Source organism: Acidimicrobiia bacterium (assembly GCA_041676705.1).
In the GTDB taxonomy this organism is placed as follows: domain Bacteria; phylum Actinomycetota; class Acidimicrobiia; order Acidimicrobiales; family SKKL01; genus Actinomarinicola.
In genome coordinates this window covers 121,928-146,622 of the sequence record JBAYRL010000004.1, presented here as the reverse complement: position 1 = coordinate 146,622, position 24,695 = coordinate 121,928, and the positions used below count along the sequence as shown (strand labels likewise).

General features: G+C 56.8%; 18 protein-coding genes. 10 read left to right on the top strand and 8 right to left on the bottom strand.

Translation table 11 applies throughout. From position 1 onward, the window contains the following. Nucleotides 1–1,017, bottom strand: a complete 1,017-nt coding sequence (locus tag WC184_08340; GenBank protein MFA7477889.1) for a glycosyltransferase family 4 protein — start codon at nt 1,015–1,017, stop codon at nt 1–3. A gap of 46 nt (nt 1,018–1,063) precedes the next feature. Between WC184_08340 and WC184_08335 the strand changes: the two genes are divergently transcribed. After that, on the top strand, nt 1,064–2,290 hold the full coding sequence (locus tag WC184_08335; GenBank protein MFA7477888.1) for a glycosyltransferase family 4 protein: 1,227 nt from the start codon (nt 1,064–1,066) through the stop codon (nt 2,288–2,290). Continuing rightward, nucleotides 2,287–3,666, top strand: a complete 1,380-nt coding sequence (locus WC184_08330; protein ID MFA7477887.1) for a glycosyltransferase family 4 protein — start codon at nt 2,287–2,289, stop codon at nt 3,664–3,666. The genes WC184_08335 and WC184_08330 overlap by 4 nt, the downstream gene beginning before the upstream one ends. Nucleotides 3,667–3,757: 91 nt before the next feature. Here the strand turns inward: WC184_08330 and WC184_08325 are convergent, their stop codons facing one another. Genes WC184_08325 through WC184_08310 form a run of 4 tightly spaced genes read right to left on the bottom strand, consistent with a single transcriptional unit; the run spans nt 3,758 to nt 10,176 of the window. Beyond that, nucleotides 3,758–5,695 (bottom strand): cell wall-binding repeat-containing protein, encoded by a 1,938-nt coding sequence (locus tag WC184_08325; GenBank protein ID MFA7477886.1) that lies wholly within the window; start codon nt 5,693–5,695, stop codon nt 3,758–3,760. An 11-nt stretch (nt 5,696–5,706) separates the two neighbouring features. After that, nucleotides 5,707–6,777, bottom strand: a complete 1,071-nt coding sequence (gene meaB / locus WC184_08320; protein MFA7477885.1) for a methylmalonyl Co-A mutase-associated GTPase MeaB — start codon at nt 6,775–6,777, stop codon at nt 5,707–5,709. 21 nt (nt 6,778–6,798) lie between these two features. Further along, nucleotides 6,799–8,940, bottom strand: a complete 2,142-nt coding sequence (gene scpA / locus WC184_08315) for a methylmalonyl-CoA mutase (GenBank protein ID MFA7477884.1) — start codon at nt 8,938–8,940, stop codon at nt 6,799–6,801. Nucleotides 8,941–9,000: 60 nt separating this feature from the next. Then, nucleotides 9,001–10,176 carry an aminotransferase class I/II-fold pyridoxal phosphate-dependent enzyme gene (locus WC184_08310; GenBank protein ID MFA7477883.1) on the bottom strand — a complete coding sequence of 392 codons (1,176 nt, stop codon included), beginning with the start codon at nt 10,174–10,176 and terminating at the stop codon, nt 9,001–9,003. 130 nt (nt 10,177–10,306) lie between these two features. Between WC184_08310 and WC184_08305 the strand changes: the two genes are divergently transcribed. From WC184_08305 to WC184_08295, 3 genes are all read left to right on the top strand, one after another. Then, on the top strand, nt 10,307–11,674 hold the full coding sequence (locus WC184_08305; GenBank protein ID MFA7477882.1) for an FAD-dependent oxidoreductase: 1,368 nt from the start codon (nt 10,307–10,309) through the stop codon (nt 11,672–11,674). A gap of 285 nt (nt 11,675–11,959) precedes the next feature. Next, nucleotides 11,960–14,353 (top strand): excinuclease ABC subunit UvrA, encoded by a 2,394-nt coding sequence (locus WC184_08300; GenBank protein ID MFA7477881.1) that lies wholly within the window; start codon nt 11,960–11,962, stop codon nt 14,351–14,353. A gap of 133 nt (nt 14,354–14,486) precedes the next feature. Further along, nucleotides 14,487–15,428: a type IV toxin-antitoxin system AbiEi family antitoxin domain-containing protein gene (locus WC184_08295; protein ID MFA7477880.1), complete on the top strand. Its 942-nt coding sequence runs from the start codon at nt 14,487–14,489 to the stop codon at nt 15,426–15,428. Nucleotides 15,429–15,564: 136 nt separating this feature from the next. On the opposite strand, the gene WC184_08290 is transcribed toward WC184_08295, so the two are convergent. Continuing rightward, nucleotides 15,565–17,361, bottom strand: coding sequence for an acetyl-CoA carboxylase biotin carboxylase subunit (locus WC184_08290; protein ID MFA7477879.1), 1,797 nt, complete (start codon nt 17,359–17,361; stop codon nt 15,565–15,567). A gap of 6 nt (nt 17,362–17,367) precedes the next feature. Between WC184_08290 and WC184_08285 the strand changes: the two genes are divergently transcribed. Next, the gene (locus tag WC184_08285) at nt 17,368–18,318 is read left to right on the top strand and encodes a biotin--[acetyl-CoA-carboxylase] ligase (GenBank protein MFA7477878.1); all 951 of its coding nucleotides are present in this window, start codon (nt 17,368–17,370) and stop codon (nt 18,316–18,318) included. 134 nt (nt 18,319–18,452) lie between these two features. On the opposite strand, the gene WC184_08280 is transcribed toward WC184_08285, so the two are convergent. Further along, the gene (locus WC184_08280; protein MFA7477877.1) at nt 18,453–19,250 is read right to left on the bottom strand and encodes an aminodeoxychorismate lyase; all 798 of its coding nucleotides are present in this window, start codon (nt 19,248–19,250) and stop codon (nt 18,453–18,455) included. A gap of 22 nt (nt 19,251–19,272) precedes the next feature. Here WC184_08280 and WC184_08275 point away from each other — a divergent pair, with 22 nt between their 5' ends. The 4 genes from WC184_08275 to WC184_08260 all read left to right on the top strand — a co-directional run bounded on the left by WC184_08275 (nt 19,273) and on the right by WC184_08260 (nt 23,266). Then, nucleotides 19,273–19,518: a hypothetical protein gene (locus tag WC184_08275; GenBank protein MFA7477876.1), complete on the top strand. Its 246-nt coding sequence runs from the start codon at nt 19,273–19,275 to the stop codon at nt 19,516–19,518. Between the two features lie 9 nt (nt 19,519–19,527). Continuing rightward, nucleotides 19,528–20,760: an LCP family protein gene (locus tag WC184_08270; protein ID MFA7477875.1), complete on the top strand. Its 1,233-nt coding sequence runs from the start codon at nt 19,528–19,530 to the stop codon at nt 20,758–20,760. Between the two features lie 214 nt (nt 20,761–20,974). Further along, a complete protein-coding gene (locus tag WC184_08265; GenBank protein ID MFA7477874.1) occupies nt 20,975–22,246 on the top strand; it encodes a UDP-glucose/GDP-mannose dehydrogenase family protein in 1,272 nt (423 codons plus the stop codon). An 81-nt stretch (nt 22,247–22,327) separates the two neighbouring features. Beyond that, on the top strand, nt 22,328–23,266 hold the full coding sequence (locus tag WC184_08260; GenBank protein MFA7477873.1) for a UDP-glucuronic acid decarboxylase family protein: 939 nt from the start codon (nt 22,328–22,330) through the stop codon (nt 23,264–23,266). A 17-nt stretch (nt 23,267–23,283) separates the two neighbouring features. Here the strand turns inward: WC184_08260 and WC184_08255 are convergent, their stop codons facing one another. After that, nucleotides 23,284–24,678 carry a glycosyltransferase family 4 protein gene (locus WC184_08255; GenBank protein ID MFA7477872.1) on the bottom strand — a complete coding sequence of 465 codons (1,395 nt, stop codon included), beginning with the start codon at nt 24,676–24,678 and terminating at the stop codon, nt 23,284–23,286. Nucleotides 24,679–24,695 lie beyond the last annotated feature (17 nt).

The following is a 24,695-nucleotide window of genomic DNA, read 5'->3' as shown; positions in this document are numbered from 1 at the left end:
TTATTGCTCGCCGACTAGGGCCGCTACCACGTTCGACCATGACAGTGTGGCTACCTTGGCTTTGCCGGCTTGGCCCATGCGGTAGGCCATCTCGGGGTCAGCTGCCAAACGATTAGCGGCTTCGGCAATAGCGTGGGGAGATCCGTCGGTCACGAAACCGTTCACGCCGTCTTCCACCCACTCCAACACTCCGCCCGAGTCGACCGCAGTAATCACCGGCTTACCAGCACGAAAAGCTTGCAGCGTTACGTAGCCGTAATCTTCATCGTGTGGCGTGTAAATAACGCCGAGCGCCCCGGCGTATTCCTCAATCAGCTGTTCATCACTAACAAAACCCAGCAACCCCAACCGGTCAGATTCCCCCAAATCACTAGCACGAGCTGCTAATTGATCATGAAGTGAACCTTTGCCCGCAATGCGAACCGATAAGCCACTATCTAGGTGCGGAAGCGCTTCCACCATCAGCTCGGGCCGTTTGTTAGTTTCAAGGCGGGTCGGACAAAACAAATAGTGGCCGAAGGAACCTTCTACCAAACGATCGGCCAAAGGTTCAGGATGATAAAGCGGAGTCGCCGAGAGCCCATTGAAGCGTGCTAAACGGTTGGCCACCACGCCCGAGGTGGAGTAACGGCGCTTGGCTTCGCTAAGAGCCACAATGTCCCATTCGGTTAACAGCCGCTGAGCCTCAAGAGAAGCTTCATCATCGCCAAAATCGCTCCAAGCCGAACCGGCACCGTCATAGGCGGCCCGGTGTTGGTGCGCCAACCACACCACCTTGTTGGGGTGGCGTACGAAGTAGGAAGGAAAGTTGAGCGCAATCACCATGTCGGCATCCATGGGCACCAAACGCCAAGCCATAGCAGCATCGAAAATTCGGGTTTTATCCCAAGTCGAGGGCAGGCGAGCAATGTCTACGGTGTGGCCCGCTTCACGCAGGGCATTGGCCAAATTTTCGTAATGTAGCTCTACGCCACCCGACATAAAGGGCACTTGAACGCCGCAAACACAGATATTCATTAGCCACGAATCTAGCGGAGAGAACCCGGCGACTACGATTAGTTGAATGCTACGTTCGGGAACGATTGGGCTGGTGCCCCCGCGATACGGCGACGAAGTAATTGGCGGTGCTGAGGCGGTAATGGCCGAAATCGCCCATGGCTTGGCAGCTCGAGGCTGGCAGGTAGAGATCATCACCACCTGTGCCAAAGACCATTTCACCTGGGCCAACGAATATCCGGCGGGGGTGAGCCAAGATGGGGCCGTAACAATCCGCCGCTTCCCCGCTGAAATCACCACACCCCGAGCTGAGCGTGCCGAGCTGGGCGCTGCGATTCACCGTGGCGACCCGGTTGATATCACCGCTCAGCAGCGTTGGATGAACGACGATCTGCGCTCTTCAGAAATGTTTCATTATCTGCTCGACCACGCTTCGGAATATCGAGCCTTAGTGTTCGCTCCCTACCTGTTTTGGACCACCTTTGCCTGTGGTCAACTGGCACCTGAACGCACCATTTTAATGCCTTGCTTACACGACGAACCCGAAGCAGCTCTCGAACTTTTTCAACCGTTGTTTGAAGGGGCACGGGGAATATGGTTCCTTTCCGAACCCGAAGCCGAACTGGCGACCCGGCTGTTTAATCTGCCCGTCCAACAAGCCGTGGTGGGTGCTGGCATTGCCCCGGTGGGTGAACTTGATCCGCTGCAGCTGGCCGAGGTTCGGGAACGCCTGGGAATTAAAGAGCGTTACGTGCTGTACGCCGGGCGTCGAGAAGGCGGGAAACAGTGGCCCTGGTTGCTAAATGCTTTCGCGCGGATCCACACCGAATTACCACTCGACATGAAGCTGGTAACCATGGGAACTGGTGCTGTGGAAGTGCCCGAAGCGTTGACCGATAGGGTGGTTGACCTGGGGTTTGTTTCAGCTGATGACCACCCTTATGTGTTCGCCGGTGCCGACGCCTATCTGCAACCATCACCATATGAAAGCTTCTCGCGCAGCATTATGGAGGCCTGGCAGGTGGGTACCCTGGTCATAGCCAACGCTCGTTCCGAGGTGGTGAAGTGGCACACCGAACGAAGCGGTGCCGGGTTGGTCTATCGAGATATCCACGAGTTGGAACGGGCATTACGGTTCGTGGACAGCCAACCCGACCAAGCACGGCAACTTGCAGCCAGTGGCGCTGACTATGTGGCACGCCACTACAACCCCGAAGCCGTGCTTGACCACATTGAAGCCACGCTTGAGGAATGGTTGCCGCTAACCACTTCGAACCAAGGCGGTGCCCAATGAAAATTTTGATGGTCACGCCTTACCCGCCAATTCGTGATGGTATTGCTTCTTATGCCTTACAGCAGGTGAAAGCGTTACGGGCTGAAGGCCACGAAGTGCATGTGCTCTCGCCGCAGCCATCGGCGGCGCATTTCCACCTCAACCTATACAGTCCGAAAGGGCCACTGGCGCTACTTAAACGGGCCCGCAAGTACGACAAGGTAATAATCCAGTTTCACCCCGATGTTTTCTATGACCTCGGCTTTAACGCCGCGGAACGACTGCGAACTACGGCGGCCTTAGGGGTGTTGGCTCGCTCGATTCACAACCTAGAAATTGTGGCGCACGAAGTTAATTACGAAGCTGCGGCGCGCAAAAGTGCCGAGGGTTGGCTAACCAAATACTTTTGGCGCAACGTTGATCACATCATGGTGCACACCGCTGCCGAGCGGGCCCGAATGGCGGCCGCTTTGGGGTTGCCACTGGAACGAATTGAACTGTTAGACCATGGATCAAGCTTTTTACGGCGGGTTTATGTGGGCCAAAGCGAAGCCCGGCACCGCTTAGGACTTCCCGAGACCGGGCATGTGTTTTTGTCGATTGGTTTCGTACAGGAGCACAAAGGTTTCGATCGGGCGGTGAAAGCTTTTGCCAAACTTGGTGAAGCTTCGGCGGCTTCGATGTATGTGGTGGGTTCGGTACGGGTTGAAGAACCGCATCACCTGCAATATGTGGAAGACCTGCGCCATCTGGTGGAAACCACCCCCGGTGCCCACCTGAGGGAAAGTTATGTGAGCGACGAGCTTTTCGATCTGTGGTTAGTGGCAGCTGACACGGTTGTGCTGCCGTATCGCCACATTTGGTCATCTAGTGTGCTTGAGCGATCAGCGCTCTATGATCGCCAAGTGATTGCAACCCGCGTTGGTGGACTTGAGGCCCAAGCCCCATCTGGAACCATCTTTGTAGACTCCGACGCTGAGCTGGCCACGGCCATGCAGCACCGCATTTTGGGCACCGCAATCGACGCCGTAACACGTGCTCCGGCGGCTGAGCTTCTGGCCAGTGAATGGACCGAACTGCAGGGTGACCAGGTTGATCGTGAAGGTGTGATGGCGGCGGTAGTAGGTCAGGCAACACAGCGCCGAGGTCACGAAATTGTTGGCTTTGAAGACGAAATTGAAGGCACGACGCGCATTCGCCAGAGCCGCAGCGTTCGAAACGCTAAGAACGCTTTGGCCCGTTTCCAACCCCTAGAGCTACCACCGCCACGATCAACGCGGCCCGGGGTGGGGTTCGTGAAGCGAGGTGTGAGCAAGTTGACCAATTGGCAGCTGCGACCAATCGTGGAGCGAATCAACGACCTAACCCGTGCCACCGCCGAGGCTTTGGACGAATAACTATCGCCAAGAGGAAATGCCCGGATACGGTGCGGGAGGTGTTGTGTGGGTACAGAGCGTTCCTGGGCTCTCAACCGTTGTGCGGCTACGGCTACAGAGCGTTTCGTAACTGAAGAAGCACCAGGTCGGAAACCGCTTTGGTACCTCCAATGGCCACAATCTGGTTTGGCTTCAACCGTTTGATTTCCGCCAAAACCGAGGCCGGAGTGCTGTTAGGTTCCACCAACAAAACCGGGCTATTGGTGATGGTACCGAGTGGGCCAAAGGCCAAGGCGTCGGGGAAGTCTTGGCTGGTGGCCACATAAACCGTGTTCACCCCAGGTAAGAAATTGGCGGCCGAGAGGGCGACGGCCGTCTCGTGTCTTGTCTCACCTGAAATTCGCTGCACCGATGCCATGGTGGCCAACTCAGTGGCCACTTCAGGGCTGATAGCTTTAGCGCCGCCCAACACCACAATGTTGTTTGGAGCTAGTCGTTCCAGCTCGGCTCGGGTAGCGGCGGGCAACTTGTTTGCTTCTGCAAGTAAGACCGGGGCTTTCGATGATCCGGCCGGTGAGCCTGCCGCCACAGCGTCGGGGAAATTGGTGCCCAGTGCTACATAAACGGTCGTGGCACCAGCTGGAAAAGCTTGTTCCGACAACGCAGCGGCGGTGGCATAACGGTCAGGCCCGAAAACACGAGTGGCGTTCACCCCAGCAGCGCTTGACGCGGCGGCCATGGTGGTGTTGTCGATCGCCATTTCACCGCCTACCACGATGAGGTTCGTCACGTTCAACTGCGTTAGAGCGGCTTTGGTGGCGGAGGGTAGAGCATTGGGTTCGGTAAGTAGCACCACTCCGTTACTGGCACCAGCCGTGGCTGAGGCTGCCAGAGCATCGGGGAAGTTACTGCCCGTGGCTAGGTAGACAGTCAGCGCCGAGCCGCCGGATTGTGTGGCGATAAGGTTGGCCGTTTCTCTGGCAATGGCGGCGGCTGTTTCCCACCGGGTTGCTCCCGAGATTCGGGTGATGTTGCTGCTTGACAAAGTGTTGTCAACAATCCAATTTGAATGGGCGGCAACCCGGGTCATAACACCGGCAGTTGTGCCGCACTGGCGGTGACCCCGGCTGATAATACCGGCCAGAATGGTGTTGCCATTGCGGTCGGTGGCGTACATCGGTCCGCCGCTATCACCGTTACAAATACCGGTTCCTACCTCGCCGGCGCACAGGTCAAAACCTGGTTGGTACGACGACCCTATTTGGGCCAGACAGTTGGCATCGCTCAAGACGTTGACCGTTAGCTGCTGCAGAATCGAGGCGGGCGTGTTGGGCCCCGAGGTGTAGCCCCACCCTTGAAGTACGGCGGTTGGATTGGTAGACCAATTCGGTTCCGAAGCAGTAATGGCCAGCGGAACGGGTGCCACGAGGTTGGTTGGACGCTCTAGGTATAGAAGAGCCAGGTCGTTGTGGAGCAACGGTGAACCTGACCAGTCGGGGTGGATCCGCATAGTGCGAACGGGGATCAATTCGCCGCCGCTCTGGCTTAGGTTGGTGCGGCCAATGAGCACCATTAGGCCCTCAATGTCCTCGTCGTATCCGTTCTGTTCGCCACAGTGTGCTGCGGTGATTACCACATCGCGGGCAATCAGCGTACCAGCGCAAAACTGTCTCATCTCCGAGCCGTCGTTGGCCACCAATGCCACCGTGGCCGGGTACGCACCTGGTGTCGCTGGAACTCCGCCCAGCATGTAGGGAACAATGAAGCTGCCCTGTTCGTTGGGCGCCTGGTCGGTGCCACTTGGAGTATCGATGCCACTTGGATCGTCAACGCCGCTGAGGACGTCTGCGCGATCTGGAGTATCGCTGCCACCCAGCGGGTTCGCAGCGTCGATCGGGCCTGGGCTCATCTGGCGGTGTAACGCAGCGGCCGAGGCGGGTGATGCTAGTGAACCGACCAAAACCATGGCTGTGATGGCAACGGTGCCGAGCCAGAAACGTGACGAGTGAGAGCGCTTAGATTGAGAGGAGCGATTTAGTTCGGTCGACATGTTCCTGCGTCTTAATGGCCCGTGGGTGGATTGGGTGGGTTGGGTGGGCTGCCTGCGGATCCGTCAGACTCATGACCCCGGTAAGGATTGGGTGAGTTGCCAATGGGGTGATTGGTATTAAATTTGGTCTGACGCAGAATGGCATCAGCCCCTGAAGCGGGGGTTATTTCACCAGCTACCACTTGTTCCTCCACCTTGGCAATCGCTTCTTGTATAGCTTCGGTAGAAAGCAACCGGCTCATTAGCTCTTCGCGGATTTCGCTCCACATCCACGCCCGAGCCTGATCGGCCCGATGACGATCACGGTATCCGCTTGCGTGTGCCGAGGTGGCCATTTCGACGATGGCTTCCCAAACCTCAGCAATACCCACTCCTTCTAGCGCTGAAGCCAACAACACTTTGGCGGTATCGCCATCCCAACGGGGCCGCATCAGATGCAACGCATGGCCATAATCACTAGCGGTGCGACGGGCCACTTTCGCCATGTCACCGTCGGCTTTGTTCACAACCACCAAGTCGGCCAGTTCCATAATGCCGCGCTTAATACCCTGTAGGTCATCGCCACCGCCAGGGGGCACCAGCAACAAAAATAGATCGACCAGCTCGGCCACTGCGGTTTCCGACTGTCCAACCCCCACCGTTTCCACGATGATGACATCGAAACCGGCCGCCTCACACAACAGCAAAGCTTCTCGAGTGCGTCGGGCCAAACCACCAAGAGTTCCGCCTGAAGGTGATGGACGAATAAAAGCTTCCGGGGCGCGGCTTAGCTCTTCCATACGGGTCTTGTCACCCAAAATAGAACCGCCACTACGTTGGCTGGAAGGGTCGATCGCCAAAATTGCCGGCCGGTGACCTTGGCGAATAATTTCCAGGCCAAAAGCTTCAATGAAGGTCGATTTGCCAACCCCCGGCGGGCCGCTAATCCCAATCCGAATGCTGTTACCCGTTGCTGGCAACAGCTCTTCCACCAGCGCCACCGCCGCTTCACGGTGATCGGCACGGGTTGATTCGGCCAGGGTAATGCCCCTGGCCAAACCCCTACGGTTACCGGCTCTTATATCATCTGCTAAATCGCTCACACCAGCGTTTGAACCTGGGCCTTAGGCAGCTGGAGGAGTTGAGGTTAACAATCGCAGTACTTCACGGGCGGCAACTGGAATATTGGTACCGGGCCCGAAAATGGCGGCCACGCCAGCGCTACGCAAGGCCTCGTAATCTTGTGGGGGTATTACACCTCCGCAAACCACCAAAATATCGCTGGCACCCTGCGCTTTTAGTTCTTCAATCAGCTGCGGTACCAAGGTTTTGTGACCAGCGGCTTGGCTAGAAACACCGACTATGTGCACGTCGTTCTCGATGGCGTCACGGGCGGCTTCGGCGGGTGTTTGGAAGAGCGGACCCATATCGACATCGAAACCGATGTCGGCGAAAGCCGTGGCGATAACCTTGGCACCACGGTCGTGGCCATCTTGACCCATCTTCACCACCAGCATGCGTGGGCGGCGACCTTCAGCCTCGGCGAAGGTGTTGATTTCGGCCTGAATAGCCGCGAAATCGTCGTCGCCTTGATATGCAGAACCGTACACACCAGAAATACTACGCACTTCGGCCCGGTGTCGTCCGAAGACGGCTTCCATAGCGTCGGAAATTTCGCCCACCGTGGCCCTAGCTCGGGCTGCTTCTACACAAAGTTCTAGGAGGTTGGCGTTGCCTTTAGCACCCTCGGTCAAACGTTCTAAGGCCGCCTGGCACGCTGCTTCGTCACGGGCGGCTTTCATGGCTTCAAGCTTGGAGATTTGTTGCCGCCGAACTTCGGTGTTGTCGATGTCGAGCACTTCCACGGTTTCAACATCTGCCGGTTGATACTTGTTCACACCGACCACAACCTCTTCGCCCCGGTCAACCCGGGCCTGGCGCTTCGCCGCCGACTCTTCGATGCGAAGTTTTGGCATACCCGACTCGACGGCCTTGGTCATCCCGCCCAGCTCTTCAACCTCTTCAATGAGCGCCCAAGCTTTTTCGGCCAGATCGTTGGTCAAGGCTTCGATGTAATACGAGCCGCCGAGTGGGTCAACCACCTTCGGAATACCGGTTTCTTCAGCAATAATTAGTTGCGTATTGCGGGCGATTCGGGCCGAGAAATCGGTGGGCAGGCCGAGCGCTTCATCGAAAGCGTTGGTATGCAAGCTTTGTGTTCCACCTAAGACCGCGGCCATAGCCTCAACGGCGGTGCGAACCACGTTGTTGTACGGGTCTTGCTCGGTGAGCGACACCCCCGAGGTTTGGCAATGCGTACGCAACATAAGCGAAGTTTGGTTTTGCGGGTTGAACTGGCCCATTACTCGTGCCCACAACAAACGTGCTGCTCGCAACTTGGCGATTTCCATAAAGAAGTTCATGCCAATGGCGAAAAAGAAACTTAGGCGTGGAGCAAAAGCGTCGACATCGAGGCCTTGGCTCATCGCGGCACGCACGTATTCCAAACCGTCAGCGATGGTGAAAGCCAGCTCTTGTTCGGCGGTGGCCCCGGCTTCTTGCATGTGGTAACCGGAGATCGAAATGGAGTTGAACTTGGGCATGTTGGCCGAGGTGTAGGCGATGATATCGGCCACAATGCGCATAGAAGGTTCGGGCGGATAGATATAGGTGTTCCGCACCATGAACTCTTTGAGAATGTCGTTTTGGATGGTGCCCGCCAAGAGCGACTTGTCGACACCTTGCTCTTCACCAGCCACGATAAACGCTGCGAGCACCGGTAGCACCGCGCCGTTCATGGTCATCGACACGCTCATCTTGTCGAGCGGGATGCCATCGAAGAGCACCTTCATGTCTTCCACCGAGTCGATAGCCACACCAGCTTTACCGACGTCGCCCACCACACGGGGATGATCAGAATCGTAACCACGGTGGGTGGCCAGATCGAAAGCTACCGACACGCCCTGTTGGCCAGCGGCCAGGTTACGGCGATAAAAAGCATTCGATTCTTCGGCGGTTGAAAAACCTGCGTACTGACGAATTGTCCATGCCCGGTTGGCGTACATAGTGCCGCGTACACCGCGCACGAAGGGTTTAAAGCCTGGCAACGAGTTGAGGGTGTCGATATCTTCAAGGTCGGCCGCCGTGTACAGCGGCTTCACGGGGATACCCTCGGGCGTATCCCAAATAAGGTCGTCTGGGTCGCGCCCCTTCAGCTCTTTGGCAGCTAGGGCTTTCCAATCGTCGAGGCCTGGTTGGTCGCTCATGTATCACATGCTATGCGTGCCCTATGACACTCGTGAACTTTTTGGCTAAATGCTGGGGTCTTAAAGGCTTTCGTTTCTAGTCGCCATACCAATCCGGCGGGCGATTTCCCCCAAGACCGGGCGCGGGGTGGCCATAGCAATGCGAACAAAACCTTCTAGGCCGTCACCCAAATCAGTGCCCTCGTTCAGATATAGATTGACTTTTTCGGCTAATGCGGCCGCTGGCGCGTCGCCTAAACCGCAGTCACGTAGGTCAATCCAGCCGATATAGGTGGCATCAGGCACTCGCATCTTCGCAGCTGGGGCATGAATGGCCAGTTCGTCGACAAAATACTGGCAAGCACTTTGGAGGTACGCCAGAACCTCGTCAAGCCACGGCTCGCCTTCCTCATAGGCTACGGTGTGAGCAACAACACCCAGATTTGCCGTTCCCCGCGTGGCTTTGGTCGGCAACGTCTCCCACTTGGCCTGATCAGCGTGGTTCGTGACAATGGCTTGGGCGCATTTCAGACCCGGCAAGTTCCAACCCTTAGAAGCCGAAACCCCGGTGATGGAATGATTGGCGGCAATATCGCTGATTGAGGCGTAGGGGACATGGCGACGACCGCCGTAGATCATGGGCGCATGGATTTCATCGGCGAAAACCCGGGCCCCAGCGGCTTCTACCACCTCGGAAACGCCTCGAAGTTCTTCCTCGTTGAAACTAACGCCCAACGGGTTCGAAGGGTTACACAAAATGAGTAGACCGCCACCTTTTGCGAAGGCTTGTGCAAGCCCATCCAGGTCGAAACGGTAGGTCTGGCCATCTTGAATCATCGGTACTTGGATGACCTCACGCCCTAGCTGCGGCGGCACCGATAAAAAGGGCATGTAGGCAGGCGTGGGCACTACAACCGCGCTTTGTGGCGCTGAGAAATATTCGATGGCGACCATCATCACCGAAATCACATCGGGCATCTGGTGTACGAAATCGGGATCAATTTCCCAGCCATAGCGGCGCTTCGACCAGTCTGCGGTAGCGACTTTCATCCGCTCAACCCAAGGGGCAGGCAGATAACCGAAAATACCGGCATCAACCGCTTTGTGCAGGGCTTCGGTGATCACCGGCGCCGGGCCAAAATCCATCTCGGCTACAAAAGCCCCTAACGCACCGGGATGTTTCGTCCATTTCACGCCAGCTGCTGCCAGCTGTAAATCACGGATTGAAGGAGCGTCGAATCGATGGTCAAATTGCACAAAACCACCCTAACGCGCCTCGGTGACATTGAGCAGAGGTAACTTTCGCCCGCCTGTAATAACAGGTACTAAGGCGGGTCGCATAGTTGGAGCGTGTGCCAGGTGGCCAATGGCGGGTTAGTCTCGCAACATGGCCAAACGTATGGTGATAATTGGTGCCGGACCAGGTGGGAGCGAGGCCGCGACGCTAGCCGCACGGCTCGGTGCCGAAGTGATCCTGATTGAGCGGGACATCGTTGGCGGTGCCGCCAATCTTTGGGACTGCATCCCCTCGAAGGCCATGATCGCCTCGGGCGGGGCACTGCGTTCAATGCGACAGTCGTATCAAATGGGTCTCGGCGAGGCGCAGGTTTCTCTCGATCACCAGGCGCTGGCCGACCGGGTTAGCCGAATCGAAAGCCAGCTTCACGCCAGCTTGCGTGAACTTTTGGTCAGCCAGGGCGTGCAAATTGTGAACGGGTTTGGCCGCATGGTCGACGCCCACACTGTGGTAGCCGAAACCGACTACGGCGAGCGACGTTTCGAGGCCGATATTGTGGTGCTCGCCACCGGAAGTAACCCTAGGGTTCCGTCGTGGGCGCCGATTGATGGGCGCAGAGTGCTAACCACCCGTGATGCCTATCCGCCGCCCGAGTTCCCTTCACACTTGGTAGTGGTCGGCTCGGGCGTTACCGGAGTTGAGTTCGTCAATATGTTCACCAGTTTCGGCAGCAAAGTTTCGCTGGTGGTGAGTCGCCAACAGGTACTTCCTCAAAAAGACCCCGAAGTGGCGGCGGTACTCGAAACCGACTTTTTGGAACGGGGAGTGCGCCTGTTGAAAGGTGCCCGCGCTGAGCGAATCGAGGTCTCGCAAAGCGGCGAGGCCGTAACCGTATTTTGCGATGACGGCCGGTCGGCCACCGGATCACACGCCTTATTGGCTATTGGTTCCGTACCGAATTCCGCTGGTCTCGGACTAGAAGAGGCCGGCGTAGAAGTGGACGAGGGCGGATATGTGGTCGTGAACCACAATATGCAGTCGTCGCAACCGCATATCTACGTGGCGGGCGACTTATCGGGCAAGTTGCCGCTGGCGTCAGTGGCCTCGATGCAGGGCCGCAAAATTGCCGAGCATGCGCTAGGGCTTCACCAGCGTCCACACCGACACATCGACTACAACAAGGCCGCCTCGGCAATTTTCACCGATCCAGAAATTGCTGATGTCGGCTTGGCCGAGGCCGATGCCTTTGCCGAAGGACGCAAGATTCAGGTGATTAAGGTACCGTTCTCGTCTAGTGCTAAGGCCCTAATCAACGACGATTCACGAGGTTTCGTGAAGCTGATTTCTGACCCGGCCACTGGTGTGGTGTTGGGAGGATCGATCGTCGGAGCACACGCTGCTGAGCTGATCTCGGTGATCGCGTTAGCCGTGAATGCTCGCCTAACGGTGACCGACATCGCCGAGAGTGTGTTGGTGCATCCGTCATTGGCTGAGGCTCTAACCTACGCCGCCCGCTGACCCTGCGCCTGGCTAGGCCGCTCGCCGACCCCATGCCTGGTCACGCCGCCCGCTGACCCCGTGCTGGTCACGCCGCCCGCTGACCCTGCGCCTGGCCTTCGACTGTCGCGCTGCGGCCGGCCTCATCCCGATCTTGTTATGAGTTTTGTGCGGTAATCGGAGAAAACTCATATCAAGATCACAGGCAGCTTCGAAGATGCACAATTCACCCACACGCTTTCGTACTTGGTGTCGGTAGATGGTTGTGCACAGCGCAAAGCCGCTGCTCTGATCTAGTTTTGCGCTATGGACCACAGCGCAGCTTCTCTCACCAAGTCTGCCAGGCAGCACGTAGCCGACAGTCATGATCTAATCCGGGTGCAGGGCGCTCGGGAAAACAATCTCAAAAACATAAGTGTCGAAATACCAAAACGCCGCCTCACCGTGTTCACCGGTGTTTCCGGCTCGGGCAAGAGCTCGCTGGTTTTTGGCACAATTGCTGCCGAGTCGCAACGGATGATCAACGAAACCTACAGCTCATTCGTGCAAGGTTTCATGCCAACTCTGGCACGACCCGATGTTGATGTTCTTGAAGGTCTCACTACCGCAATAATCGTGGACCAAGAACAAATGGGTGCCAACGTTCGCTCTACCGTGGGCACCGCCACCGACGCCAATGCCATGTTGCGCATTCTCTTTAGTCGGTTGGGAAAACCTTATATCGGCAGTTCACAAGCCTTTTCATTCAACGTTGCTTCGATTAGCGGCGCCGGTGCCGTGAAATTTGAGCGTGCCGGGAAAGCAGTACGAGAACGGCGCCAGTTCACGATTACGGGTGGAATGTGCCCACGCTGCGATGGCCTTGGTCGTATCAGCGACTTCGACCTGACCGCCTTATACGACGATGAAAAATCGCTCAACGAAGGTGCCATCACGGTTCCCGGTTACAGCATGGAAGGCTGGTATGGACGCATCTACCGGGGTTGTGGCTTCTTCGACCCTGATAAACCGATACGCAAGTTCACCAAAACTGAGCTGAACGACCTGCTTTACAAAGAACCTACCCGCCTAAAAATCGAGGGCGTGAACCTTACTTTCACCGGTCTTATTCCTCAGATCGAAAAGTCATTCCTGAGCAAAGACCGCGAGGCTATGCAGCCTCACGTTCGTGCCTTTGTCGATCGGGCGATTACTTTCCAGGTATGCCCGGAATGTGACGGCACTCGCCTCACCGAAGCAGCTCGTTCCTCCAAGATTAACGGGCTCAGTATTGCCGACGTTTCGGCCATGCAAATAAGCGACGCCGCTGAATGGGTTAGCACTCTAGAAGACCCGTCGGTAGCGCCGCTTCTCGCCACCCTGCGGCATACGCTCAACTCGTTTGTGGAAATTGGTCTTGGCTATCTCTCGCTCGATAGACCCGCCGGAACGCTCTCAGGTGGTGAGGCGCAGCGCACCAAGATGATCCGGCACCTTGGTTCGTCGCTGACCGATGTGACCTATGTCTTTGATGAACCAACCATCGGTCTGCACCCCCATGACATTGAACGAATGAACAACCTGCTGCTGCAGCTTCGTGACAAGGGCAACACTGTGTTGGTGGTGGAGCACAAGCCCGAGACCATCGCCATTGCCGACCATGTAATCGACCTCGGACCTGGTGCTGGCTCGGCGGGAGGCGCTGTGTGTTTTGAAGGCACGGTTGAGGATCTTCGGGCTTCCGACACGCTCACCGGGCGACATCTAGACGATCGCGCCACGCTTAAAGCAGAGGTTCGTTCGGCTAACGCCATGCTGCCCATTCGTGATGCGTCCACCAACAACCTCCAAGCAGTCAATGTGGACATACCCCTGGGAGTGCTGGTGGTAATCACTGGCGTGGCGGGTTCTGGCAAGAGTTCACTAATCCAGGGCTCGGTGGAAGGCCAAGAAGGTGTGGTGTCGATTGGTCAAGATGCGATTCGAGGCTCACGGCGCAGCAACCCTGCCACCTACACCGGCCTACTCGATCCGATCCGCAAAGCATTCGCCAAGGGCAATGGGGTGAAGCCCGGCCTTTTCAGCGCTAACTCGGATGGAGCGTGCCCCAACTGCAAAGGCGCCGGCGTGATCTACACCGATTTGGCCATGATGGCCGGCGTGGCAATTCCATGCGAGCAATGTGAAGGCAAACGATTTCAGCCTGCGGTGCTCGACTACCACTTGGGCGGGCGTGATATCAGCGAGGTGCTCGCCATGTCGGTGGATGAGGCCGAAACTTTCTTCAGCGACGGTGAGGCACGAATACCCGCGGCTCATAAGATTCTACAGCGACTTAGTGATGTCGGCCTGGGCTACCTGAGTTTGGGCCAGCCTCTAACCACGCTCTCGGGTGGTGAACGCCAACGGCTTAAACTAGCGACCCATCTAGGCGAAAAGGGCGGCATCTTTATTCTCGATGAACCGACCACGGGGCTTCACTTGGCCGATGTGGAACATCTGCTCGGCCTGCTTGACCGGATTGTCGACTCGGGCAAGTCGGTGATCGTGATCGAGCATCACCAGGCCGTAATGGCGCACGCTGATTGGATCATCGATTTGGGCCCCGGTGCTGGTCATGATGGCGGCCGAGTGGTGTTTGAAGGCCCGCCCGCTCAGCTGGTCGAAGCGCAATCTACGCTAACCGGTCAATATCTCGCAGCCTATGTGTCCCAGGGTTAGGCATTAACACCACTCCCGATCTTGTTATGAGTTTCAATCGGTATCCGAAGAAAACTCATAACAAGATCGCTCACGGCCAATCAGCCGCCGGCACCCATGGCGGAATCACATAGTATTTGACATACTTTCATGTATGGGCAGATGGCATCGACTGGATGTGGTTTCTAAAGCACTCGCCACGGATGGCGTCTTAAGCGTGAAGCAAGCCCACGACCACGGCTTGTCTCAATCGCAGGTCCAACGTTTGGTCGAGACAGGTCTCTTCGAACGTCCTGCACGAGGCGTGTTGCGTCTTAGCGGGTCGGAATCGACGTTCAAACAGGCATTACGCATAGCGGCGCTTCGTGTTGGTGAGCCCGTCATGGTCTCGCACAGCGCAGCGGCCTTTGTCTGGGAACTGGACGGTTTCGAGCGGCCCAAGATTGAGCTAACCGTGCCACGACGGAATCAAGTGCAGCTCAGTTCAGCGATCATCCACCGAACGCAGCGGTGGCGGGGTAGTGATGCCCGGCGAAAAGCCGGACTGCTGATTACTACACCAGAACGGACCTTGATTGATGTTGCGTATCAGGTGGGAGAAGATCGTCTGGAGATTGCACTGGACGATGCGCTTCGCCGACGCCTTACCACCACCGCACGGCTTGAACGCCTTTGTGGGGAGCTGCAAGGACGTGGGTTCCGAGGTCCCGGGCGAATGGCCGAACTAATGAATCGACGGCACGATATTGACGGGCAGACCGATTCAACCTTCGAAACGTTGTTGTTGCGGGAGCTCCGCAAGCGAAAGTTAGCGGTGCCGGTGATTCAGCATCGCATTGTCGAACCAAATGGCGAGTTCATCATGAGAACTGATTTCGCTTATCCATCGAAAATGATTGCCATTGAAGCTGACAGTGAGCGTTGGCATATGAATCGTGCAAAGTTCAACAGTGATCGGTACAAGCGGGCCAAAGCCGAGTCAATTGGCTGGCGAGTACTAGCGTTCACCTTTTCGCAGCTGAAACAATCGCCAGAGGTGGTTGTTGCGATCATCGAGAGTGCTCTGACCCATGGCACGCGAACGATGCTTCCCTAATGATGTGACGCTGATGTTGTCGCAAGGACGGCACGCGAACGATCTTGTTATGAGTTTCAATCGGTATCCGGAGAAAACTCATAACAAGATCGGGAAGGCGCGTGCCTAGTGACCGAATCGCCGGCCGAACGGCTTGCTAGTCGATTTCGGCCACGATGTCGCCGCTGCCCACCGAGTCGCCCACCGCTACCTTCACTGAGGTCACGGTCCCGGCCTTCTCGGCGGTGATGTTGTTCTCCATCTTCATGGCTTCCAACACCACGATCGTGTCACCAACCTCTACGGTCTGGCCTTCTTCCACCTTCACCTGCACGATGGTGCCCTGCATTGGCACGGTGACCTGGCCAGCATTGGCACTAGCGGCTGCTGCTTTGGCGGCCGAGGAACGACGTGGCCGTGATGACCCGTTCGCTTTGGTGCTAGCACCAACGGCAACCGAAATTTGGCTCTCGGGTACGAATACCTTCACCGAGAAGCGGCGGCCGTTCACCTCAACGTCGACGTCTCGCTGAACTTTGGCTTCTGGTGTGCCGTCGTCGCCATCAATACTGGTGCCTGCCACCGTAGCTGGGTCGGCCGCTACGTCGGAGAGGTCGAGCACCTCTTCCACCCATTTTGTGGAGTGTTTGGTTTCAGCGAAATCCGGATGCGACAAGATAGCTATGTCGGCTGGCACTGTAGTGGCGATGCCCTCGATTTGCAGTTCACGCAAAGCCCGCAGCATCCGTAAACGTGCCGTCTCGCGGTCGCTGCCCCAGACACAAAGCTTGCCCACCAGGTTGTCGTAATATTGGCTAACTTCGTCACCTGATTCGTAGCCGCCATCCCAACGCACACCGAACCCTTGGGGAACTTTGATTGACGTCAAACGCCCTGGTGAAGGTAGGAATTTACCGCCGGCTGGGTCTTCAGCGTTGATACGGCATTCAATAGCGTGACCGTTAATTACGATGTCATCTTGGGTGAAGCTCAGTGGCAATCCGGAAGCGACCCGAATCTGTTCGCGTACCAGGTCGAGGCTTGAAACTAGTTCGGTTACAGGGTGCTCAACCTGCAAGCGAGTGTTCATTTCTAGGTAATAGAACTCGCCGTCTTGGAACAGGAACTCTACCGTGCCTGCGTTTACATAGCCGCAGCCCTTGGCCACCGCCACGGCCGCTTCGCCCATGGCCCGTCGCACATCGTCGGGGAAGTCTGGTGCCGGGGCTTCTTCAACCAGCTTTTGGTGTCGTCGCTGGGAGGAACAGTCGCGTTCGCCAATCCACACGCAGTTACCGTGACTATCGGCAATAATCTGCATCTCGATGTGCCGAGGCCAGGTGAGGTAGCGCTCGAGATAGATTTCGTCACGGCCAAAGTAAGCGAGTGCCTCGCGCTGGGCCGATTCGATGGCGGCTTCAACCTCGTCGGGGCCTTGAACAACTTTCATGCCTCGACCGCCGCCGCCATAAGCAGCTTTAATAGCAACTGGCCAGCCGTGTTCGGCGCCAAAGTCGAAAACCTGTTGTGAATTTGTCACCAACTCGGTCGACCCGGGGACACCAGCTACACCTACCTTTTCGGCGGCTTCACGAGCAGAAATTTTGTCGCCCATGACGTCAATAGCTTCGGGTGGTGGACCAATCCACGCCACTGTGCCCGAGTCGATGATGGCACGAGCGAAGTCGGCGTTTTCCGAGAAGAATCCGTAACCGGGATGCACGCCATCAGCGCCACTTCGACGTACCGCGTCGAGAATGGCCTCGGTATTGAGATAGCTTTCGGCGGCGGTCTGGCCGCCTAAGGCGTAGGCCTCATCGGCTAGGCGCACGTGCAGCGCATCACGGTCTAGTTCGGAATAAACCGCTACGGTTGCGATGCCGAGTTCTTGGCAAGCACGGATAACACGAACGGCGATTTCGCCGCGATTAGCAATCAAAATCTTGGTGAGCACAACATAATGGATACAGCCAAGCGGGGTGAACATGCCACCCAAGCACTAAAAGGTTCTCGTTTCCGAGAGGTTCGTTGGGTGGAAACTGTTGGTTCAACCAACACCGATCTCATGGCCAAAGCGGTTTCAGGGGAAGCTGGTGGGCTGGTGTTAGTAGCCGATTACCAAACCAGTGGGCGTGGTCGGAGGGAGCGCGTTTGGGAAGCTCCACCGGGAGCATCTCTGCTGTTTTCAATGCTGTTGCGACCCGAGAATTTAACAGAACATGCGGCCTTGGTGACGATGGCGGCGGGCGTGGCTTCGGTTGAAGCTTGCCGTGCGGTAACTGGGGTGGTGCCGAGGTTGAAATGGCCCAACGACATGCTGGTCGAGGGCAAGAAGCTCTCGGGTATGCTCTCAGAAACCGTGGTGGCTGGCACCGAGATCACGGCACTGGTTATTGGCATTGGAATCAACACAAATTGGCCCCCCGACTTACCGGTGGAGCTAGCCGAAACAGCGACCTCGCTGAACTTTCACTTGCCAAGTGAGGCATCTCAGCTGCCCCGTGATCAGCTGCCCCGTGAGGCGGGAAAGTTTGGACGTGAGAAGCTGTTCGCGGAGGCTTCACCCAGTCGTGAGGCTGAACCCAATCGTGAGACTGAGAACCTCGAGTTCCTCGCGATGGATCGCCAGAATGAGGAAAAAGAGCCGGTTGATCGAGTGGCCCTGTTAGTGGCCCTGTTGCGCAGCATGGATGAACTGGTGCAGCTGATCGAAACTGAAGTTGGCCGAGCGGAATTGTTGGACCGCTACAAATCGCACCTAGGCACGCTGGGTCGTGAGGTGCGGGTTGTGCTGGCCGACAGCAGTTTCACCGGCACCGCGCTTGACGTTGATTCCGCGGGGAGCTTGTTAGTGCGGAACGATGAGCAGGAACGATGGGTTTCAGTGGCTGATGTGGTGCATCTGCGTTAGAGCCGTCTTTGTGCGCCAGGCTAAAAGCTGATGTGGCGCGTCTGTTCGGGCGAGACCTAGGCAGAAGCGAGTTACCCAGCGTGGGTGCCGCGAATAGCGGCCGGGGCGGCCAGAGGGTGATTGCCGAAGTGCAGTTACGGGTCGCTGGTTTGAGCCTCGAGTCGGGCCAGCGCATCGGCTGCCGCCTTGGTGAGCGGACCGGGTGCTAAATCGAAGACGTGGTCGTCAACGGCGCTAATGGCCTGCACATCGCGAATAGAGGAACTGAGGAACGCCTCATCGGCTTCGAAGAGCGCTTCGAGTGGCAGATCTTCTTCCACCACGTCCACCACTTCTAAAATCAGCTCGCGAGTTATACCACCAAGCGGTCCGGCCGACAGTGGCGGGGTTACGAGGCGGCCGTCGATGCCGACAAAGATGTTCGAGCCGGTACCCTCGCAGAGGTTGCCCACCGTGTTGGCAAAAATTGCCTCCGAGGCATGGCGTTCGTGGGCGTAGGCCAACGCCAAAACGTTCTCGGCGTAAGACGTCGACTTGATGCCAGTCATGGCCCCTCGCTCGTTTCGAGTCCACGGCACGGTTACGACTTTGGTCACACCGCTATAGAGGTGAAGCTCGGAAACCGCCACCAACAAGGTCGGTTCGGTCTGATCACGGTTCGACCCTAATGGACCTAAACCGCCGGTCAGGGTGATGCGCAGACGTGCGTCCACTGCCTGGTTGGCCTCAAGCACGCTCGACACCGCTTCTCGCACCCGATCTAAGTTCGGTGCGGCTAGACCCAGACCTGTGGCCGAGGTGTGCAACCGGCGCAGGTGTCGACTGATGGCGAAAGGCTCTCCGCCAATCACTTTCAAGGTTTCAAACACTCCGTCGCCCACCGTTAGGCCATGGTCGAAGGGCGAAATGCGGGCGCTGTCGAGGTCGACCAAGGCACCGTCTAACCAGAGTTGGTTGAACCTTGCGGGGCCGGTACCGCGTGATGATGGCGAGCCTGGCGCGGTTGAAGCTTGCGAGCCTGGCGAGGATGATCCTTGCGAGGTTGATGCTGGCGAGGTTGAAGCTGGTGCCATCTTCGAAGCGGATGTTGGCATAGCTTTTGACGACGCTTTTGATACGGAGTTTGAAGGTTCGGCCGAAGAGCTCACGGCGCGAGCATACTACTCGACCCGATCTCCAGTGGAGCGGGCGTTTCGCTAGACTTATGGCGTGTCTCGTACGTCTGCTTCGACGCGATGGCGTCGAAGTTGGACCCAGCGTCTGGTGTTATTTATCAATGTCTCCTTGGCCCTGGTGGCATTCGTAGTGGCGGCTTCGCTCAGCTATGGCTACGAAAAGGTGGGCCACCTACCACGGGCATCGCTTAGTGCGGGCATCTTGACGAGCGCCGATCCGGCTATTTCAGACGAACCTCTAAACGTGCTGCTCGTGGGTACCGACTCGTCCATCAACCTTGATCCAGACGACCCCATCAACGTGGGCCGTGACCCCGGCAGCGACTTAGCCGATGTGCTGATGGTGTTGCGCCTTGAGCCAGCGACAGGCGAAGTTGCGATTCTGTCGATTCCTCGTGACTTGTGGGTGCCAATTTCAGGCACCAACATGCAAAACAAGATCAATGCTTCCTATGCCATTGGTGGCGCTCCGGCATTGATTTCCACCATCCAGGACTACCTGGAAATTCCGATCCATCATTTCGTGGCGGTGGATTTCGCCGGTTTCAAGAAAATGGTTGAAGTGATAGGTGGGGTCGACGTGTACTTCCCTTACCCGGCACGCGATGCTGGTTCGGGGCTTAATATCACCGAGGCTGGCTGCAACCACTTAAACGCTGACACCGCGTTGCAATATGTGCGTTCTCGAAAGCTGCAGGAAAATATCGACGGGCGTTGGAAAAGTGACGGGCAAAGCGATTTTGGTCGCATGCGCCGCCAGAGGGAGTTCATGCAACAGGCGGTTTCAACCGCTATTGAGCGGGGTGCTCGTAATCCGGCCACCCTCAACGCTCTGATAAATGCCGTCACTGACGCGGTGGTGGTTGATGATTTGCTGACCCCTGGTGGAATGTTTGACATCGGCAATGCTTTTCGCATGTTTAACCCTGATGACCTGCTGCAATACAGCTTTCAACGCTATGTTTCCGACGACTGGCGTGGTGGTCAGATGGTACTAATTCTGAACCACAATCGCTCCGATGAGTTGCTCGACCCTTTCCGAGGCCTGGCACCGCTAAATGCTGGCGCGATTGCGAGCGCTGACGGCGGAAACACCGGCTCGACTAACGGCAGTTCAGGATCAAATAGCAGCGGCGCAGGTGCGATTGGTGAAAATGAAAGTGGGGTCGGAGCAGAGGGTGCTACCGGGGGTAGCTCAGCCACGTCCTCGGTCGTAACCAGCAGCACCATTTCTGACGACGGCAACATAGCGACGAAGGCATGTTAGGAACGATCTAAAAGTTGTGAGACAGACGGCGAGCGGAATTGTGCCGCTTAGTTGAAATAGCTGGCGGAGCGTAGGGTAGTGCCACCGCTAAATGTGTGAATAGCACGGGAAATGTGAGCAGAAGCAATCTGAATAGCGCGGGAAATCTGAACAGCAAGGTATTAGAGACGATGGGTAAACCGGTAAATCACAATCACCACCGAGGCACCACGCTATGAGCACCATTGCGGTAATTGGAACCGGTTATGTGGGTCTCACCACTGGGGCTTGTTTTGCCTCGCTCGGTCATGATGTCATCTGCGCCGACATCGACGAAGACAAGATTGCGGCGCTGAATCGAGGCGAAATTCCGATTCTGGAAGAAGGCCTGGATCGACTGGTTTCAGAAGGGGTTCGTGCTGGTCGTTTGAGTTTCGTGGTGGGTGCCACAACTGCGGCTGCCAAGGCCGAATTTGCCTATTTGTGTGTGCCGACTCCGCAAGACTCCGACGGTTCGGCCGACTTGTCATACATTGAAGCGGCCGCTCGCGAGATAGGCCCGGTGTTAGAAGCTGAAGCCGTGGTGGTAAACAAATCTACGGTTCCGGTGGGCTCAACCCGAGTCGTGGAACGAGCGCTGGGACGAAGCGACGTGTTCGTGGTTTCGAACCCCGAGTTCCTGCGAGAAGGCAGTGCGGTTAGTGACTTCCTGAAGCCCGATCGCATTGTGATCGGTGCCGACAGCCAGGCGGCTGCCATTCGAGTAGCGGCACTTTATGTTGGCATTCCATCACCCATCATGGTGACTGACCCGGCTTCGGCCGAAACCATCAAGTACGCAGCCAACGCCTTTTTGGCCACCAAATTGTCATTTGTGAACGCCGTGGCCGCCATTTGTGAAGCCGTCGGTGCCGATGTGAACGACGTGATGTTGGGCATCGGCTACGACAAACGTATCGGCCAAGAATTCTTGAAGCCTGGCCCTGGTTGGGGCGGTTCGTGCTTTCCTAAAGACACGCGGGCGCTGGCAAACATTGCCGAAGAAGCGGGCTACGATTTCCGGCTATTAAAGGGCGTTCTGCAGGTCAATGACGAACAGTTTGATCGGGTGGCCGCAAAAATCGCCCGCTTGGTAGGTGGGTCGCTTGAGGGGCGCCGTGTAGCGGTTTGGGGTCTCACCTTCAAGGCTCGTACCGATGATTTGCGTGAATCACCCTCGCTCGAGATCATTGATCGTTTGGTGCGGGCGGGTGCCACCGTCGTTGGGTACGATCCGGCCATCTTCAAAGCACCAGCTGGAGTTGAGCTAGCCTCTGATGCCTACGGTGCGGTTGAAGGTGCCGACGTGTTGGCGGTATTGACTGAATGGGACGAGTTTCGCTGGCTCGACTTCGATAAGGTCTACGAGCTGATGGCCACTCCGGCCATTTTAGACGGTCGAAATCTGCTTGATCGGGCGGCGTTGAAGCGTCGTGGTTTTGCCTATGACGGGATTGGTCGCAGCTAAAAGCAGTTTTGGTGGTTAGTGCAAGAGTGGTTCTCCGGCATCGATTGAAGTAGTCCGGCGTCGAATGAAATAGACAGGCAGATGGCACGAGTAGTGATCACCGGCGGTGCCGGATTAATAGGCTCTACCATAATTAAACGGTTACTTGACCAGGGCGATCAGGTGGTTTGTGTCGACAATCTGGTGACTGGCTCGTGGGACAACATTGCGGCGTGGGTTGAAGCTGGCGACATCGAATTCATAAACCACGACGTTTCGAAACCGTTTTATCTTAATAGTGCCGTCGATGTAGTTATGCACTTCGCCAGTCCGGCTTCGCCCAAAGATTTCTCCGAGCTGCCCATACAAATCATGAAAGTTGGCGGACTGGGCACGCACAATACCTTGGGTTTGGCCCGCGCTAACAACGCGCGCTATCTGCTGGCTTCCACCAGTGAAGTTTACGGTGACCCGTTAGTTCATCCGCAGGTGGAAACTTATTGGGGGAACGTGAACCCGATCGGACCACGTGGCGTGTACGACGAAGCTAAGCGTTTTGCCGAAGCGTTAACGATGGCCTATCACCGCCACCACGGCCTTGACGTGCGCATCGCCCGTATTTTCAACACTTATGGTCCGTCGATGCGGCTTCTTGATGGGCGGGTGGTGTCCAATTTCCTGGTTCAGGCCCTCCAAGGCAAACCGTTAACGGTCTACGGCGACGGTCAACAGACCCGTAGTTTTTGTTATGTCGATGATGAGGTGGACGGTCTCCTACGTCTGTTGGACTCGGACTATGTGGGGCCCGTGAACATTGGCAATCCGGTGGAATTTACCATGTTGGAACTGGCGCAAGAGGTAAATGAAGTGACCGGTGCCGATGTTCCTGTGGTGTTTCAACCGCTACCCGTTGACGACCCGGCCCAGCGCCAACCCGACATTACGCTGGCAAAAACTTTGCTTGGTTGGGAGCCGAAAACCCGGTTACGTGACGGGCTAAGCCTAACGGCAGAGGCCTTTGCTAAACGCTTAGTCCGATAGCTGCGAGCTGACAGATGCTAGCGGTTGCGGTGAACAAGACCGTTGATAACGGTGTCGAATTCGGGCAGGGTGGCAGCATCGCAATAGCTGGTTTCAAAAGCGTGGCGCGCCGCTTGAGCTAAATGCTCGCGATAAGCCACGTCGGTGCTTAGCTGCTTCACCGCGGCCACTAATCCTTCAACATCGCCGTTACGAAGCGACACGCCACAGCCATGACGTTGGATAGCCTCGTCAACATTGGTACCCGTTGGGCCCACGTAGATAATGGGCAGACCTGCCGCCAGAGCCGAATGCAACTTGGAGGGGCTCATCAACCCCCAGGCGCGATCATCAAGGGTGATCAGCGATGCCATGGCTCCGGCGAACACGCTCGGTACTTGCTCGCGACTCACGTAATCGTAAAGCACAATGGGAGCACCACGGCCCTCGGCCAGAGCCAATGCTGCGGTTTCTAAGGTTGGCCGTCGTACCCCGCCTCCCACAAATAAGAACGCCGCATTTTGGTGGGCCAATCTACCGGCGGCCTGGATGACCGTGTCGAAACTATGACCAGTCCCGGTGTTCCCCAAATACGCCACCACATCACGGTTGGCTAGTTGCGGGTTGGTGGAATATTCCGCCCAAATCTCAAACGCCGTGCTCGTGCCAGGTGCTTCGCTGTGAGTCGCTGGATTAGGAAAGCTAGCCAGCGGTTCCCAATTGGGAATAATGGTGGTAGGGGGACGATCTGTCGACCCATATTGTCTTTGTAGAACTTCGCCCATGGCCGAATCGAGCACCACCAAATGATCCAAACGAGGATAAATCCAGGTGTTGATGCGACGTAGCAGTTTCGATACCAATGAACCGCGGCCAAGCTGGTCGAAAGCTTCGGCGGTGTCGGGATAAACGTCCATGCTCCAAAGCACAATCTTGGTGCGCCGATGAAGAAGGCGATGCAAGAAGGCAGCCAGCACAATATAAGGCGGAGTGGTCATCGAAACGATGACATCTTGTCGAGGTAGCAGTGCCAAGCGAAGCCACGCGCCAGCGGTGAAACCGCCATAGCCACCTAAGCGGCTGCGAAGCGAGGATTTGCCCCCTCCAGGAATAGCCAAGCGTATGACGCGAACCTCGCGCTGGGATTTAGTAGCCAGCCTTCCCCTCGACGACGCCGAGTTCCGGGTCCTGTAGGATGAGGCGCTGGTCGCCGCTTCGGATCTCTCGCCACTTAGATCCGAGGAATCTTCGCTTTGGCCAACGACTTCATTCCAGCGGGGTGATTCCACGTAGCCAGCGTTGCTCGTTACTACGGTGACTTCGTCACCTTCGCCAGCACGGTGGTTGGCCAGCGAGGCGGCCAAGTGTGCGGTCGGTGACAGATCGGGCAGATAGAACTGGTTAATAATCGTGATTCGCACGGGCTTGGGCAACAACCTGATCTTAGTTA

What these genes read in the sequence shown, in the direction of transcription:
- WC184_08285 (MFA7477878.1), top strand. Translation starts at nt 17,368, where the DNA reads ATGGATACAGCCAAGCGGGGTGAACATGCCACCCAAGCACTAAAAGGT.
- scpA (MFA7477884.1), bottom strand. Translation starts at nt 8,940, where the DNA reads ATGAGCGACCAACCAGGCCTCGACGATTGGAAAGCCCTAGCTGCCAAA.
- WC184_08330 (MFA7477887.1), top strand. Translation starts at nt 2,287, where the DNA reads ATGAAAATTTTGATGGTCACGCCTTACCCGCCAATTCGTGATGGTATT.
- WC184_08340 (MFA7477889.1), bottom strand. Translation starts at nt 1,017, where the DNA reads ATGAATATCTGTGTTTGCGGCGTTCAAGTGCCCTTTATGTCGGGTGGC.
- WC184_08265 (MFA7477874.1), top strand. Translation starts at nt 20,975, where the DNA reads ATGAGCACCATTGCGGTAATTGGAACCGGTTATGTGGGTCTCACCACT.
- WC184_08335 (MFA7477888.1), top strand. Translation starts at nt 1,064, where the DNA reads ATGCTACGTTCGGGAACGATTGGGCTGGTGCCCCCGCGATACGGCGAC.
- WC184_08305 (MFA7477882.1), top strand. Translation starts at nt 10,307, where the DNA reads ATGGCCAAACGTATGGTGATAATTGGTGCCGGACCAGGTGGGAGCGAG.
- WC184_08325 (MFA7477886.1), bottom strand. Translation starts at nt 5,695, where the DNA reads ATGTCGACCGAACTAAATCGCTCCTCTCAATCTAAGCGCTCTCACTCG.
- WC184_08300 (MFA7477881.1), top strand. Translation starts at nt 11,960, where the DNA reads ATGGACCACAGCGCAGCTTCTCTCACCAAGTCTGCCAGGCAGCACGTA.
- WC184_08260 (MFA7477873.1), top strand. Translation starts at nt 22,328, where the DNA reads ATGGCACGAGTAGTGATCACCGGCGGTGCCGGATTAATAGGCTCTACC.
- WC184_08295 (MFA7477880.1), top strand. Translation starts at nt 14,487, where the DNA reads ATGGGCAGATGGCATCGACTGGATGTGGTTTCTAAAGCACTCGCCACG.